Genomic DNA, 14,853 nt, shown 5'->3' on the forward strand with positions numbered 1-14,853 from the left:
CCCGCGAGTTTTCTAACAATAATTAAGCTTTTCAAGCTTTTAGTTGATTTTCTCGGAGCTGTGAACTAGTCGTTAGATGGTGGCAATGTGAAATTGTGCCATCATTTTGAAACGATGGCCATTGCTTTGTTCATGTCCTATTGCCACTGTTTAGCCATCGATGATTGTGTGATGGTTGTCACACTTTATTGGGTTGGTTAACTTTTTACTACCAAATCGCTAAATATTTATCGAGTCATACGTAAACGGACGTTTATTAACATGCCTTGAGTGTGTCTTTTGATAAGTCATATTCTTAAACAACAAATGATCGCAGCCTTCGGTAGCCCCTACATTTTAAATGTGTAAACACTGTAGGAGCTGCCGAAGGCTGCGATCTTTTGATCTTCATGCACGCCAATTGTTTTATTTCTGATACTCAACCCCTGAGTGTTATCAACCGGTCGCTCGCAAGAGCGCTCTGACGGAGGATTAATGGATTTCTGGACGTTTTGCCAGGTGTTGATTTTAGGTGCGGTAGAAGGTCTGACCGAGTTCTTGCCCATTTCCAGTACGGGCCACCAGATTATCGTTGCTGATTTGTTGGACTTCGACGGTGAACGCGCTATGGCGTTCAACATCATTATTCAACTGGGTGCCATTCTTGCCGTCGTCTGGGAGTTTCGACCGAAGATATTCGAGATCGTCAAAGGCCTGCCGACCGAGCGCAATGCTCAACGTTTCACACTCAACCTGTTGATCGCATTTCTTCCGGCTGTGGTTCTCGGTGTGTTGTTCGCTGACAAAATCCATCAATACCTGTTTAACCCGATCACCGTAGCCGTTGCTTTGGTTGTCGGCGGTATTGTCATGTTGTGGGCCGAACAACGCAGCCATGTGGTCAGCGTCGACCATGTTGACGACATGCGCTGGTCCGACGCGCTGAAGATTGGTTTCGTACAGTGCCTGGCGATGATTCCCGGTACATCCCGCTCCGGATCGACCATCATTGGCGGCTTGCTGTTCGGTTTGTCGCGAAAGGCAGCCACCGAGTTCTCGTTCTTCTTGGCGATGCCGACCATGGTCGGCGCCGCCGTGTATTCCGGCTACAAATACCGCGACCTGTTCCAGAGCAGCGACCTGCCGGTCTTTGCACTGGGTTTCGTGATCGCGTTCATTTTCGCGATGATCGCCGTGCGCGGTCTGTTGAAGTTCATTGCCAACCATAGCTACGCCGCGTTCGCCTGGTATCGGATCGCGTTCGGCTTGCTGATCCTGGCTACGTGGATGTTTGGTTGGGTGAACTGGACGGCTGCGGCGGCGAGCTGATTACTGACTGCTGATCAACGCGGCGACGGCGAGGTCGCTGAGTTCTGCGTCCGGCGAGTCCTGACGGTAGCGCTGCAAGGCTGAGGTGAAATACGCAGCTTGCAGCATGCCGTTGCTGGCGAGGTAGAGACGCGCATCCTCCAGCTCCGCGGCGGAATAAACGCGCTTGTGGCTATCGGTGGTTTCCTGGCTGGCAGAAAATGGCGCGAGCAATAAAGAGGCCAAGGTAAAGCCAGACAACTGAGTGGCCTCCCACGGCGTATCGGTACGCCCGATGCAGAGGCCGTCGCAGTGCGCGTAAGCATTGGCAGTGACGCAAAACAAGGAAAGCAAGGTGTAGCGTTTGAAACCAGTGAAATTAAACGCGGGCATAAACAAAAGACATCCTGTCAGTACAACAAAACTCCGGGCAACGCTCATTCGTTGCCCGCACATTCAAACCTTCAATCAACGACCTTCAAGCAACTCCGCTGCCTGATCCAGCAACGCCAGCGGATCTTTGGCCTTGTGAATATCCACCGATAACAACTGGCGGAATTTACGCGCCCCCGGGAACCCGGTGCCCAGGCCCAGCACATGGCGCGTGATGTGGTGCATCGAGCCACCGGCCAGCAAATGTTCAGCGATATAAGGACGCAATTGCGCCAGCGCCTCGGCACGGCTGATCACCGGCGCCGAACTGCCGAACAACTGCTGATCCACTTCCGCCAGCAAATACGGATTGTGATACGCCTCACGACCCAGCATCACACCGTCGAACGTCTGCAAATGTTCATGGCAGGCTTCCATCGTCTTGATCCCGCCGTTAAGCACGAACTCCAACTCCGGAAAATCCACCTTCAACCGCGCCGCCACGTCATAACGCAGTGGCGGAATGTCCCGGTTCTCCTTCGGCGACAAGCCCTCCAGAATCGCAATCCGCGCATGCACGGTAAAACTCGTGCACCCGGCATCACGCACCGTACCGACAAAATCACACAACTGCTCGTAACTGTCCCGCCCGTTAATCCCGATCCGATGCTTCACCGTCACCGGAATCGACACCGCATCGCGCATCGCCTTCACACAATCCGCCACCAACTGCGGATGCCCCATCAGGCACGCACCGATCATATTGTTCTGCACCCGATCACTCGGGCAGCCGACGTTGAGGTTCACCTCGTCGTAACCGTGCTCCTGAGCCATGCGCGCGCAGGCGGCCAGATCCAGCGGGACGCTACCGCCGAGCTGCAACGCCAGCGGGTGCTCGGCTTCGTTGTGGCGGAGGAAGCGTTCGTGATCGCCGTTGAGCAGCGCGCCGGTGGTGACCATTTCGGTGTAGAGCAGGGCGTTCTTCGACAGGAGGCGCAGGAAGTATCTGCAATGCCTATCAGTCCAATCCATCATCGGGGCGACGGAGAAGCGGCGGGAGGGGGGGGCTGGTGTGGCGGTGATAGGGGACATTGGCGGTTCTGAGTTGGGTGAGGCCGGAGAGGCGGGCAGTTTATCAGGATTGGCCAAAGGAGGGCTGCTTCAGTCTTGATGCTGGGCCGACGTTAAGTCTTTTCCGATCTGAATTTGCGGCACCGTGCTGGAGCAAGTCACCCTGTGGGATTGGAGGAAGACAACTCCTGTTGAAGGCGCTGCATCGATAAAGGGCGCATCCAGTGTTCCTGCTTTGATGAAGGCCGCGCCGGCAAACGTCCGGGGTGCAGATTTGATTGTCAGTGGCGAAGGTGAAGATTCAACCATCATGATCAAGTTCTCGTTTCCGAAACTTGATGAAAACAAGCTGATTGAACAAGCCAAGAAGCCAGTCGAATCGTTTTAGAATTCGACTTTGTGTGTATGGAGCCCCGTTATTGCGGGGCTTCTTCAACGCAGGTCTGCATCGCTACGGATAAACCATCGAGAAACGCACCAATCTGCTCACTCCCTCGCAACCGCACCACCGGAACCTGTGCCCCACAGCCAACCGCACCGCCTCAATCCCCGGCCGATAATCCCGATCAAACGTCCAGACAAACTTCAAAAACGTCAAAAACTCCCGATCCAGCTTCTCTGAGCACCCAGCGGCAAGATCAGGCCGAGGGCGGTTCATTACGCTGCGTTTGATCACGCGGGTAAGGCAGGTGAGGCGAGGGGTGTCGAGCCAGATGATGAGGTCGGCGCGGGGGAGGCGCAGGTCGAAGGTGCGTCGGGCGTAGTTGCCTTCGCAGATCCAGGTGTCCGGGCTGACGGCTTCGCGAACTCGGGCGCGGAATTGTTCGGCGTCGGGTTCGATCCAGCCGGGTTCCCAGAACAGCGTGTCGAGGTGCACGACGCGCAGGTTCAGGCGTTGGCCGAGTTGGCGGGCGAGGGTGGATTTGCCGCTGCCGGCGTTGCCCAGAATTACAATCCGTTGCATGAAGACGTCCTGTCGCAAAAAAGTCGGCGATTGTGCAGGTTTTGCAGGTTCGGATAAAGGCGGATTGTGAGTTTTAAACGGTGAAACTTGCTGTCGTTTAAATGAAACCGGGCATTGCTGGACGTCTCGCACCGCAAGACGCTGCAGGGCATCGCGCAAGTCGTGATGTTGGGAGAGTTGGCCGTGAATCAGGCACTGGATAACGTCGAACTTAAAACTTAAGCGCAAACCCTTGCTTGGCAGATGCTCCGGCCGCTGCCATGCAAGGGGAGTTTTTCTTCAGAATTTCCTCACAGTGACGACAACTTACGCATACCTTTTTTGTATCTTGAGTTACTCATGAAAAAACTAGTCGTCGTTATGTTCGCTGTTCTGTTCCTTGCAGGCTGCGCCAACCAGAAGTTCAAACCCGAATACCGTACGCAAATCCATACGGTGAAGGTCCTCCCGGTAACGTGGAGCACCAAGGAAATGACTTACATGGGGCGTGAACAAGCATGGGGCGCGGCGGTGGGCGCGGGTCTTGGTACTGGCGTCGGGCTGGCGGCTGGTGCGGGGAAGGTGGGCACAGCAGCGCTGGGTGGCGCCGGGTTTGCGGCCGGTTTGAAGGCCGGGGATCTGGCGTCGATGTCTACGGTTGAGGCGATTCTGTACAACATGGAAAGCGCTGATATCGACTTGGGCAAGTTGGTCAAAAAGAGTTTCGAGGATCAACTGGCTGCCAGCGGTCGTTTCAAGATCGTTGCTGAAAACGAGCCGGCCGATGCCGAGATCAAGTTGACCGTCATCAGTTGGGGTTTTTCTCTGACACAAGGTTTCAGCAGCGTGGTGTATCCGACGATTGCGGTAAACGCTGCCATGACGCGCGGCGACGAGTTGATCTGGCAGCGTAATGAGCCAATCACCCCGTTCAATGGTGCTAACACCTATGGTTACGAGCCGTTGCGTTATCGCACCGAGCCGGAGTTGCTGCGTACTGCGTTGACTGGTGTTTCGCAGATTGCCGGTAGCTATCTGATCAAGGATATGAATGAGTAACGACTGGCCGACCTGAACCCGCGCTGTCGAGCGCGAAAGTTTCATGTTGCGGTGTGCGGCGCAGGCCTAGGATGTTGACACAAGATCGTCGTGTTTCATCCAAGGGGAGCCGTGCCATGAGCGCCAATGTCGTAAAAGTGCTGTTGATTGCTGCAGCTGTATCGGTATTGAGCGCCTGTTCGGGCTCCGGTGGTTTGACCACCACCAGTTGTTTTTCCTCGGATTGCCAGTCGCCGGATGGGCGTAGCAATGCCAATACGCTGAAATTCGGTGGTAACAGTATTGGTAGCAGCCTTAATCAGTACAGTTCCGGGATGTTGCATGACGACTGATATTGCATGGCTGAAGGACAAATAACCTGTGGCGAGGGAGCTTGCTCCCGCTGGGTCGCGAGGCAGCCCCTGCTTTTAACTTCAACAGCTGGGGCCTGCTGCGCAGTCCAGCGGGAGCAAGCTCCCTCGCCACAGGGTTAATAATGGTTATTGGGGCACTGCCAGCCATTCGCCAAGCACTTTCTGATATTTTCCCGTCACCTTGCTCAAATGCAGCCACTGATCGACATACAGTTTCCAACTGATGTCATCACGCGGCAGTAGATAAGCTTTCTCGCCGTATTGCATGAACTGCTCTGGATTGACCGCGCACAAACCGGGTTTGAGTTTCTGTTGATAGCGCGCTTCCGAGGCGTCGGTGATCATCACGTCGGCCTTGCCGTCGAGCAGTTCCTGAAAGATCGTTACGTTGTCGTGCAGTGCCAGTTGCGCCTTGGGCAGGTAGGCGTGGACGAAGGCTTCGTTGGTGCCGCCCGCCGGTTCGACCAGTCGCACATTCGGCTGGTTGATCTGCTCGACAGTCTGGTACTTGCTCTGATCGGCGCAGCGCACCAGCGGGATCTTGCCGTCGACGTCGAGGGTGTTGCTGAAGTAGGCCTTTTTCTGCCGCTCCAGTGTCACCGAAATCCCACCCATGCCGATGTCACATTTGCCGGCCTGCATGTCCGGCATCAGGGTTTTCCAGGTGGTCTGCACCCATTCGACTTTGACCCCGAGGCTGTCGGCCAGCGAGCGCGCCATTTCGATGTCGATGCCTTCGAAGTCGCCGTCGGTGCGTTTGAAGGTGTAGGGCTTGTAGTCGCCAGTGGTGCAGACGCGGAGCTGGCCTTTTTGCTGGATGCTGTCGAGATGAGATGGGGTTTCCTGCGCCTGTGCAGCGCCGGCCAATGTCAGCAGGCCGCAGAAGATCAATGTGCTTTTTTGAATTGTCATTGAGATCGGGCTTATCGAAGGGGAAGGTGGCCCAGTGTAGTGAAAGCTTTTCCCGGCTGTCATCCCGCGTCCGGGCTCAACGTGCCCAGCCACGCCACCAAAGCGATGATCACCAGTGCAATCGCCAGCTCCACCAGAACGCTGCGGCGTAGAGCGTTCGCCGCGATGGCATGCTGTCCATCGCGCAACGATTGCTGCAACGACGGCCCAAGATGAAAGCGATTCAACGCGGCCAACACCAGCATCCCGGCAAACAGCAAAACCTTGATCGCGAGCAGCATTCCATAGGTACCAAGCAACACGTCATCCAGCCTTGGGCCGACGATAAACAGGTAATTCACCACGCCGCTTAACGTCAGGGTTACTACGACAAAAGCACCCACCCATTCGAAGCGTTTGACCGCATCAGCAAGCAGACGAATACGCGTTTCATCAACCAGCCCTCGCGCCATCAACACCAGTGCGAGCATGGCGCCCAGCCACGCCCCCGCCGCGAGCAGGTGCAAAATGTCGCTGAGAAAGTGCAAGACACCTTCGTCCATTGCGCCGTGACCGTTCCAGGCCAGCGAGGCGAGGGCGACTGCGCTGGCAGTTGACGCGATCCACAATCCCGGCCGGATCATCACAACGATCAACACCAAAATCCGCACTGCCCACGCCAGGCCGACATCCGTCTCAAACAGCATCATTTGCAGATGCGGCCACAGATCGGTGAACTCGGTTTCTCCGCTCATGGCGCTGGTCATCAACAGCAATCCAGCCACCGACAGCAGCGCACCAATTAACGCCATCCCGCGCAACATCGGCTTGAACCGACCTCGTTCAAAGCTGTAAACCCTGAACAACGCCACCCCGAACAACAGCAGCAAATCCACATACAACGCCAGACGCAGGATGATGTTGATCAGTTCGCCCATCGCTTATTTCACTTTGAACGTGACGTTGCCGGTGATCGGATGAGTGTCGGCAGACACCGCGCGCCATTCGACTTTGTAAGTGCCGGCCGGCAGTGGCGCGAGTGGGGTGATGAGCATGGATTTCGGATCGCTGCCGGCGCTGACTTTGGCTTTCATCGGCATCGGCGAGTGGGCCATGCCGGGCATCTCGGTCATCACCAGTTTGGCCCCGGAAAACTGGGTCGTCAGGTTCTCGGAAAAGTGCAGCTCGATTTTCTCTGGTGCGGCACCTTCCACGCCTTCGGCCGGGGTCGACGAGAGCAACTTTGGATGGGCTTGGGCGAGCGTGCTCAGGAGCAATCCGCTGGCGAGTACGAGGGTGATTTTCAACGTGCGCATGCAAGACCTCTGTGTTGTTTTTTGATGGGGATTCAGAACCACAACCGCACGCCGAGGACTAGGCGCGTTTCACTGCGATCCTCGCCTTCTTCACGGGCATAGTCGGCGGTGTTGCCGTAGCTGCGATTCCAGGTCACGCCGATGTAGGGCGCGAATTCGCGGCGGATTTCATAACGCAGGCGCAGGCCGGCCTCGGTGTTCGAGAGCCCCGAACCGATGCCGCGTTGCGGGTCGTTTTTGCCGTAGACGTTGAGTTCGGCGGTCGGCTGCAGGATCAGCCGATTGGTCAGCAGAATGTCGTAGTCGCCCTCCAGCCGCACGGCGCTCTGGCCGGCTTCACCGATAAACGCGGTGGCTTCGGCCTCGAAGTTGTACAGCGCCATGCCTTGCAAACCGAACGCGGCCCAGGTTTGTGGCGCGCCTTCTTTGAAGTCCTGACGTACGCCGCTGACCACATCCCACCACGGCGAAATCGCGTGGCCCCACAACGCCTGAACTTCTGCGTGTTCGGTCTTGCCGTTGCTGCGTTCACCTTCGGAGCGCAGCCACAGCCGATCGATGTCACCGCCGATCCAGCCGGATAAATCCCAGGTCAGAGCGCCGCCATCGTCGGCGTCCTGCCATTCGAGTTTGTCAGCGAGAAAGTAGGTGTTGATGGCACTGTCGTGCACCTGATGTCCGCCGGGGCTGGTGAACACGGCTGCGCGGTCGGCGTCGGTCAGCGGCGGGATCGGCGTGCGGCTCTCGGTCGGTGCGGCGGGCTGCATCATGCCGTCGTCCATGCTTTGCATTGCCGAGTGATCCATGCCGGGCATCTGGCTGTGATCCATGCCTTGCATGTCATTGGCGGCAAACGCAGAGCTGCCGATCAGCAGCAGGGAAAACGCTGTGAATCGAGTCATGATCATTCTTCCACCCGCACTTCGCGGAACATGCCCATTTCCATGTGGTAGAGGAGATGGCAGTGATAGGCCCAGCGCCCGAGCGCGTCGGCGGTTACCCGGTAACTGCGTCGGGTGCCCGGGGGCATGTCGATGGTGTGCTTGCGCACCTGAAAGTCACCGTTTTCATCTTCCAGATCGCTCCACATGCCGTGCAGGTGAATGGGGTGGGTCATCATCGTGTCGTTGACCAATACCAAGCGGATACGCTCGCCGTACTTCAGGCGAAGGGGCTCGGCGTCGGAGAATTTGATGCCGTTGAACGACCAGGCGAATTTCTCCATGTGGCCGGTCAGGTGCAGTTCGATGGTGCGGCTCGGGTCGCGGCCGTCCGGGTCTTCGAAGGTGCTGTGCAGGTCGGCGTAGGTCAGCACGCGGCGGCCGTTGTTGCGCAGGCCGAGGCCGGGGTCGTCGAGTTTCGGCGCGGTGCTCATGGCTTGCATGTCCACCAGCGGGTTGTCGGTTTCGCTGGCGGGATGCGATTGCATCGGGCCCATGCTGGAGTGGTCCATGGCGCTCATGTCCATCGAGCCGTGATCCATGCCGCCCATGCCCATGTCGTCCATGGTCACCAGCGGGCGCGGGTCCAGTGGCGGCACCGGCGCTGCCAGTCCGGCGCGTGTGGCGAGGGTGCCACGGGCGTAACCGGTGCGATCCATGGCCTGGGCGAGCAGGGTGTAAGCCTCGGCGTCGGGCTCGACGATCACGTCATAGGTTTCGGCCACGGCAATCCGCAATTCATCAACGGTCACCGGTTTGACGTGCAAGCCGTCAGACGCGACTACGGTCATTTTCAAACCCGGAATACGCACGTCGAAATAGGTCATGGCCGAGCCGTTGATCAGGCGCAGGCGCAGTTTTTCGCCGGGGCGGAACAGCCCGGTCCAGTTGCTATCGGGGGCGTGGCCGTTCATCAGGAAGGTGTAAGTCGCGCCACTGACGTCGGCGATGTCGGTGGGGTTCATCTTCATTTCGGCCCACATCGTGCGGTCGGCGACGGTGGCGCCCCAGCCTTTTTCGCCGACGTCATGGATGAAGTCGCCGACGGTGCGCTTGTGGTAGTTGTAGTAATCCGACTGTTTTTTCAGAGTCTTCATCAGACTGGTCGGGTCCTCATCGCTCCAGTCGCTGAGCATCACCACATAGTCGCGGTCGTAGTGGAACGGCTCCGGGTCTTTGGCATCAATCACTAGCGGGCCGTAGACGCCGGCCTGCTCCTGCAACCCGGAATGGCTGTGATACCAGTAGGTGCCGTTCTGCCGCACCTTGAATTGATAGACGTAGACGCCGCCCGGCTCGATGCCGTGAAAGCTCAAGCCGGGCACGCCGTCCATGTTCGCGGGGAGCAAAATGCCGTGCCAGTGAATCGACGTGCTGTCCTTGAGTCGATTGCGCACCCGCAGCGTCACGGTGTCGCCTTCGCGCCAGCGCAGCAAAGGGCCGGGGACGCCGCCGTTGATGGTCAGCGCGGTGCGGGGCTGGCCGGTGAAGTTGACCGGGGTTTCGCCGATGAACAACTCGAACTGTGTGCCGTTGAGTTCATTCAACTGGCCCGCCGCATCGAGCGCCCAGACCGGCGCCCGCCACAGCCCGAGGCCACCGAGCAAGCCGCCAGCGGCCAGCCCTTTGACGAAGGTGCGTCTTGAAGTGTTGGAGTGCATGCGCTGAAAGTCCCCGTTTGATCCATGACGGGGAGGCTAATGAGTGGCAGCTTTCAGTTGGCTGAGGGGCGGATTACAGTTTTGACAGGTTCAGCGCGTGAGGCTGTCCGCCAGATGCTGTGCCTGAAGCGATGCATCGCGCCGGGAATCGCGATCCACTTCATTGCCCAGAATGGTTTTCTCAACCAACAGCGCGTGCACATCATGGACGCCGATGAAGTTCAGCCAGGCTTCCACGAACGGTTTTTGAAAGTCGAAGCGTTCGGCCGGTGTGCTCGACTGCGCGGAATAATCCAGCCCGCGGGCGTAGGCGACCACGGCTGTTTTACCGACCAGCAAACCTTGCAGCCCGCTTTGCGGATCGAAGCTGAACAGGATGTCCTGATGCGACACCAGATCGATGAAGTGCTTGAGTTTGTACGGGATGCTGAAATTCCACAGCGGCACCGACAGCACCAGCACATCGGCGCGATACAGCGGGGCGGCGAGGGCTTTAAGTTGATCCCAGGCCGTTTGTTGCGTCGCGGTCAGGGGCGTGCCGGCGAGGACGGCGTATTTTGCGTTCATCGCTTCTTCGTCGAGATCGGCGAGCGACATGTTCCACAGGTCCAGCGTTTCGACCTGGGTTTGCGGATGGTTCTGTTGATAGCGCTCGATGAAGCTGCGCGCGACTTCCAGTGAGGCGGAGCGCTGTTTGCGCGGTGAGCATTCGATGTGCAGAAGGGTGGTCATGTCAGAGTTCTCGGCGTTCGGTTGGGAATGCCGGGCATTGCAACATAGCTCGCTTCTCACTATAAATCGTAAATAAACCGGCCATTGATCACGTAACTAACTATGTTTGATGCTCTGCTACTCAAGACCTTTGTCACCGTGGTCGACGAGGACGGCTTCAGTCGTGCCGCCGAAAAACTACACCTGACGCAATCAGCGGTCAGTGGCCATCTGCGGCGCCTCGAAGAACAGATCGGCAAACCACTGCTCAAGCGCACCACGCGTTCGCAGCAGCTCACGCCGGATGGCGAGCGACTGATCGCCTATGCGCGGACGATTCTGGCGTTGCACCGCGATGCCTGGGCGCAACTGACGAGGACGCCGTTTCAGGGGCGGGTGCGGATTGGTGTCTCTGAGGATTTTGTCGAGGCGCGGCTGCTACGCGCCTTGCAGGAGTGCGCCGCGTTGCATCCGGGGATGGAACTCGATGTACAGGTGAACATCCCCGGGACACTGCTGAACCAGATGAAGCAGGGCGATCTGGAACTGGTGATCGGCTCAATGTGCGGGGCCCGCGAGCCGGGGCTGTTGTTATGGCAGGAACCGCTAGTCTGGGCGTGGTCGGCGCAACCGCTGATGCAATTGCCAACACCGTTACCGCTGGCGCTGTTCCCCGAGCCTTGCCCGTATCGCGAGGCGGCATTGACACGTTTGGCCCAGGCCGGAATTACCCAGCGCACGGCCATGCTCTGCAGCAGTACCGCCGGGTTGCGTGCCGCCGCATTGGCCGGATTTGCCGTGGCGCCGATGGCCGCCAGTCAGCTCGGTCAGGGGCTGGCAGCACTGGGTTCGGAGCAGGGCTTGCCAGCCTTGCCGGATGTGCAGTTTCGTTTGTATACCGCCACCCATGCCGACCCGCAGATGATCGCCGCCGTGTCGCAGGTGATCATCGACTATTGCTCGGTGCGACGGCAGTAATCCTTATTGCAGACCGAGGCCTTCTTCTATCAACAGCAACAGATTGTTTTCCGTCAGCGCAATGGCATCCAGTTGGGGGCCGGGTTCGATCGACTGTAACCACCAATGGCTTTCGCCATGCTCATCGACCGTACGCAGCAGCGAAGTGTCCTTGCCCGGCAAGTTGATCTGCACGCGCCCGGCACCGTCTTCGGTGAATCGCGCAATGGGATCGAAAGTCAGGCTGTGCTGATTGGCTTCGATGACCAGTTGATCGATGGCGTAGTTATGGCTTTCGCCGTCTGGGGAGAATTCGCAAACATGCGTAGGATTTCGCCGAATCTTCAGTCCGACTTCGGTGACCGGTTGCAGCCAGGCTTCGATGCGGTGGTACAGGTCGTAGACTTGTGCGGGCCAGCAGTCGATCTCAAGCTCGGCGCAGGTGATTTCGTCCGCGTGGGTTTGCCGGGTTTGCTTGAGCTTCGCGGCGAGTTCGTCTGCTTTACTCATTTCGGATTCCTTTGTTGATGTCTGCCTATTAATCGTAGACCTTTCAACACGGTACGCTTTGCCTTACGTCATGCGCCTGCAACAAAAGCGTGTCCAAATCAGCGCTGGCCAAGTCTGGTCAGGAACCAAAACCACGGACGCAGGCGTCCCAAGGAGCGGGAAAGATGAAAAAACTTTTTACAATTATGGCGCTGATTGCGCTGACGGTCGGCAGCATCGGTATGAGTTCGGCGCGTCAGTCGAATGCCAGCAAGGTGCAGGCGGATGCCGTGCCGGGGGTGTTTGATTACTACCTGCTGACGCTGTCGTGGTCGCCGACCTTCTGTCTGACACACAAGGACGACACCCAGTGCTCCGGCAAGGGTTATGGCTTCGTGCTGCACGGCTTGTGGCCGCAATACGCCAACGGCGGCTGGCCGGAATCCTGCCCACCACTGACCACGCTGTCGGCTGCTGAAACCAGCAAAGGCCTGACGCTGTTTCCGACCAGGAAACTGCTCGATCACGAATGGTCCAAGCACGGCACGTGCAGCGGCCTCGGTGCGATGGGCTATCTGGACGCCGCCGACAAAGCTGTCGCAGCGGTAAACATCCCTGAGGAACTGCAACCGTTCAGCACCTCGTACTACTTTGAGGCACAGGAAATCGCCGACCTGTTTCGCAAAAGCAATCCGGGGATTCCGGCAGACGGCATCGCGGTGATCTGCAGCGGCCCCGAATTGTCGGAAGTGCGCGTGTGCATGGGCAAGGATTTGCAGTTTGGCGCGTGCGGCAAGGGCGTTAAAACCCAGTGCCGGGCAGGGGATATCCGGGTTCCGCCGTCACGTTGATGCCGTTACCTGTCACTTAAGCCTTCCGCATGACCCTGTGGCGAGGGAGCTTGCTCCCGCTGGACTGCGCAGCAGGCCTTTCTTTTAAAAGAAGGTCCGCTTCGCGCCCCAGCGGGAGCAAGCTCCCTCGCCACAGTTGCTTCGCGTGAAAATAAATCACTGCGCCACCGTTATCCAAATCCGGTGCGCGCCGATATCAACTGGGTTGGGATGTGCCATCGGCGCTGGTTTGCCGTGAACATCCCGGTGGGCTACGCTCACGAAAAGTAAGGACTTGGGGCTGCGACCCCGGACGCACCTGCCCAGGACATGTTTTTGCCTATCCCCACGCACGATCCGCATCAGGCCCCCGGCACGCTAAAACGCCTGCCACTGCGTAAAGCGGCAGCGCTGTTTATCGTTGCGGTATGTCTGTGCCTGTTCGGATTGTTGTATCTGCAACTGGAGCAGTCGCGACGCCAGGATCTGGCCACTGCGAAAATGGCTTCCGCCAACCTGACCCGGGCGATGGGGCAGCAGGCGGAAGACACGTTTCTCGCCGCCGATCTGGTGTTGACCAGCCTGGTTGACTGGATTCAGGACGATGGTTATGGCGCCGCACAGAAGCCTCGCTTACAGCAGACCTTCGCCCGTCGCGTGCAGCAACTGGAGCAGTTGCACGGGATGTTTCTGTTTGATCAGCAGGGGCAGTGGGTGATTACTTCGTTCACTGATCTGCCCCGTGGCAATGGCGTGGCCGATCGCGAGTATTTCAAATTTCATCAGCAAAACGTCTCGACCGTGGCGCACATCGGCCCGGCGATTCGCAGCCGCGAGAACGGCGAGTGGATCATTCCCATCTCGAAACGCATCAACGATCGCCTCGGCAATTTCCAGGGCGTGTTGATGGCGGGGATCAAGATGTCCTACTTCGATCAGTTCTTCAAAAGCTTCAGCCTCGATGACAACGGCATCATGTTTCTTGGCTTGACCGACGGCACGCTGCTGGCCCGTCGACCATTCGATGAAGCGTTGATCGGCTCGTCGCTGGCGCAAGGCAAAATTTATCGGGAGCTGCTGCCTCAAGCGACTTCCGGTACTGCGATGATCACCTCGGTGGTCGATGGCATCGTGCGGCTTTACGGTTATCGGCAGTTGGGCTCATACCCGTTGGTGGTCGCGGCGGCGTCATCGCGGGATACGATTCTCAAAGGGTGGTACGAGCGGGCGTTTCAGTCCAGCGTGATTATTGCCTTGGTGATTCTCGGTGTCGGTTTGTTCGGCTGGGTGTTCATTCATCAGGTGCGCGATGGTGAGCGGATCGAGAAAAACCTGCGCAAGGCCCAGCTGGCGCTGGAGCAGATCGCCACTCACGACAGCCTGACCGGGCTGGCCAATCGGCGGTTGTTCGAGCGTTCGCTGGAGATCGAATTTGCCCGTGGTGCACGGCAGTCGAGCCCGGTGAGCCTGATCATGCTCGATATCGATTTCTTCAAGCGCTACAACGATGCGTACGGACATGTGGCGGGCGATCATTGCCTGACCCAAGTGGCGCAAGTGGTGAAGGGCTGTTGCCAGCGCAAGGCTGATCTGGCGGTGCGCTACGGGGGTGAGGAGTTTGCGGTGTTGTTGCCGGACACCGATATCAACGGCGCGCTGGCGATTGCCGGACAGATCCGCCGCAGCGTCATGGACAAGCACATCACTCACAGCGGTTCACCGACCGGGTATTTGACGGTGAGCCTGGGTTGCTACTCGTTCATCCCGAGCGGCAATGACAGTCTGGAAGTGTTTATCCAGCGGGCTGATGCGGCGTTGTATCAGGCGAAAAATGCCGGTCGTAACCGGGCGGCGGTGCTGTCTATGGACGGTGGTTTTGCCGAGCTGATGCGTTCGGATCGTTGACCAGGCGACATAGTTGTTGAATGTGCTGACGCCTTCGCGGGCAAGCCCGCTCCCACAGGTTTTTAGG

The 14,853-nt window shown here is 58.1% G+C and carries 16 protein-coding genes and 2 pseudogenes; 8 read left to right on the top strand and 10 right to left on the bottom strand.

Annotation, left to right across the window (positions count from 1 at the left end):
- Positions 1 to 474: 474 nt before the first annotated feature.
- Positions 475 to 1,308 carry an undecaprenyl-diphosphate phosphatase gene (locus tag ACTWLJ_RS16900; protein ID WP_445177654.1) on the top strand — a complete coding sequence of 278 codons (834 nt, stop codon included), beginning with the start codon at positions 475 to 477 and terminating at the stop codon, positions 1,306 to 1,308.
- On the opposite strand, the gene ACTWLJ_RS16905 is transcribed toward ACTWLJ_RS16900, so the two are convergent.
- The gene (locus ACTWLJ_RS16905) at positions 1,309 to 1,680 is read right to left on the bottom strand and encodes a DUF2388 domain-containing protein (protein ID WP_445177655.1); all 372 of its coding nucleotides are present in this window, start codon (positions 1,678 to 1,680) and stop codon (positions 1,309 to 1,311) included.
- 75 nt (positions 1,681 to 1,755) lie between these two features.
- Positions 1,756 to 2,751, bottom strand: coding sequence for a tRNA dihydrouridine(20/20a) synthase DusA (gene dusA / locus ACTWLJ_RS16910; protein WP_445177656.1), 996 nt, complete (start codon positions 2,749 to 2,751; stop codon positions 1,756 to 1,758).
- Between the two features lie 124 nt (positions 2,752 to 2,875).
- Here dusA and ACTWLJ_RS16915 point away from each other — a divergent pair, with 124 nt between their 5' ends.
- Positions 2,876 to 3,118 (top strand): hypothetical protein, encoded by a 243-nt coding sequence (locus ACTWLJ_RS16915; protein WP_445177657.1) that lies wholly within the window; start codon positions 2,876 to 2,878, stop codon positions 3,116 to 3,118.
- Between the two features lie 28 nt (positions 3,119 to 3,146).
- On the opposite strand, the pseudogene ACTWLJ_RS16920 reads toward ACTWLJ_RS16915, so the two are convergent.
- Positions 3,147 to 3,694: pseudogene (locus ACTWLJ_RS16920) on the bottom strand (AAA family ATPase).
- Positions 3,695 to 3,805: 111 nt separating this feature from the next.
- Between ACTWLJ_RS16920 and ACTWLJ_RS16925 the strand changes: the two are divergent.
- The 3 genes and pseudogenes from ACTWLJ_RS16925 to ACTWLJ_RS16935 all read left to right on the top strand — a co-directional run.
- Positions 3,806 to 3,916 (top strand): annotated as a pseudogene (locus ACTWLJ_RS16925) (DUF6124 family protein); the annotation flags it as partial.
- A gap of 117 nt (positions 3,917 to 4,033) precedes the next feature.
- Complete coding sequence (locus tag ACTWLJ_RS16930) at positions 4,034 to 4,732, top strand: hypothetical protein (RefSeq protein ID WP_445177658.1); 699 nt, start codon at positions 4,034 to 4,036, stop codon at positions 4,730 to 4,732.
- Positions 4,733 to 4,848: 116 nt separating this feature from the next.
- On the top strand, positions 4,849 to 5,064 hold the full coding sequence (locus ACTWLJ_RS16935) for a hypothetical protein (protein ID WP_445177659.1): 216 nt from the start codon (positions 4,849 to 4,851) through the stop codon (positions 5,062 to 5,064).
- Between the two features lie 147 nt (positions 5,065 to 5,211).
- Here the strand turns inward: ACTWLJ_RS16935 and ACTWLJ_RS16940 are convergent, their stop codons facing one another.
- The 6 genes from ACTWLJ_RS16940 to ACTWLJ_RS16965 all read right to left on the bottom strand — a co-directional run bounded on the left by ACTWLJ_RS16940 (position 5,212) and on the right by ACTWLJ_RS16965 (position 10,626).
- Positions 5,212 to 5,997, bottom strand: coding sequence for a transporter substrate-binding domain-containing protein (locus tag ACTWLJ_RS16940; protein WP_445177660.1), 786 nt, complete (start codon positions 5,995 to 5,997; stop codon positions 5,212 to 5,214).
- Positions 5,998 to 6,056: 59 nt separating this feature from the next.
- Positions 6,057 to 6,914, bottom strand: coding sequence for a copper homeostasis membrane protein CopD (gene copD / locus ACTWLJ_RS16945; RefSeq protein ID WP_445177661.1), 858 nt, complete (start codon positions 6,912 to 6,914; stop codon positions 6,057 to 6,059).
- Between the two features lie 3 nt (positions 6,915 to 6,917).
- The gene (gene copC / locus ACTWLJ_RS16950; protein ID WP_445177662.1) at positions 6,918 to 7,292 is read right to left on the bottom strand and encodes a copper homeostasis periplasmic binding protein CopC; all 375 of its coding nucleotides are present in this window, start codon (positions 7,290 to 7,292) and stop codon (positions 6,918 to 6,920) included.
- Between the two features lie 32 nt (positions 7,293 to 7,324).
- A complete protein-coding gene (locus ACTWLJ_RS16955) occupies positions 7,325 to 8,194 on the bottom strand; it encodes a copper resistance protein B (RefSeq protein ID WP_445177663.1) in 870 nt (289 codons plus the stop codon).
- 2 nt (positions 8,195 to 8,196) lie between these two features.
- Positions 8,197 to 9,894, bottom strand: a complete 1,698-nt coding sequence (locus ACTWLJ_RS16960; RefSeq protein WP_445177664.1) for a copper resistance system multicopper oxidase — start codon at positions 9,892 to 9,894, stop codon at positions 8,197 to 8,199.
- A 90-nt stretch (positions 9,895 to 9,984) separates the two neighbouring features.
- The gene (locus ACTWLJ_RS16965; protein WP_445177665.1) at positions 9,985 to 10,626 is read right to left on the bottom strand and encodes an FMN-dependent NADH-azoreductase; all 642 of its coding nucleotides are present in this window, start codon (positions 10,624 to 10,626) and stop codon (positions 9,985 to 9,987) included.
- Positions 10,627 to 10,728: 102 nt separating this feature from the next.
- On the opposite strand from ACTWLJ_RS16965, the gene ACTWLJ_RS16970 reads away from it, so the two are divergent.
- Positions 10,729 to 11,583, top strand: coding sequence for a LysR family transcriptional regulator (locus ACTWLJ_RS16970; RefSeq protein ID WP_445177666.1), 855 nt, complete (start codon positions 10,729 to 10,731; stop codon positions 11,581 to 11,583).
- Between the two features lie 3 nt (positions 11,584 to 11,586).
- Here ACTWLJ_RS16970 and ACTWLJ_RS16975 read toward each other — a convergent pair whose 3' ends face one another.
- Positions 11,587 to 12,072 (bottom strand): hypothetical protein, encoded by a 486-nt coding sequence (locus tag ACTWLJ_RS16975; protein WP_401213859.1) that lies wholly within the window; start codon positions 12,070 to 12,072, stop codon positions 11,587 to 11,589.
- 164 nt (positions 12,073 to 12,236) lie between these two features.
- Between ACTWLJ_RS16975 and ACTWLJ_RS16980 the strand changes: the two genes are divergently transcribed.
- Positions 12,237 to 12,902, top strand: a complete 666-nt coding sequence (locus ACTWLJ_RS16980; RefSeq protein ID WP_445177667.1) for a ribonuclease T2 — start codon at positions 12,237 to 12,239, stop codon at positions 12,900 to 12,902.
- 315 nt (positions 12,903 to 13,217) lie between these two features.
- Positions 13,218 to 14,786 (top strand): sensor domain-containing diguanylate cyclase, encoded by a 1,569-nt coding sequence (locus ACTWLJ_RS16985; protein WP_445177668.1) that lies wholly within the window; start codon positions 13,218 to 13,220, stop codon positions 14,784 to 14,786.
- The last annotated feature ends 67 nt before the right edge of the window (positions 14,787 to 14,853 follow it).

The organism is Pseudomonas sp. McL0111, from assembly GCF_052567255.1.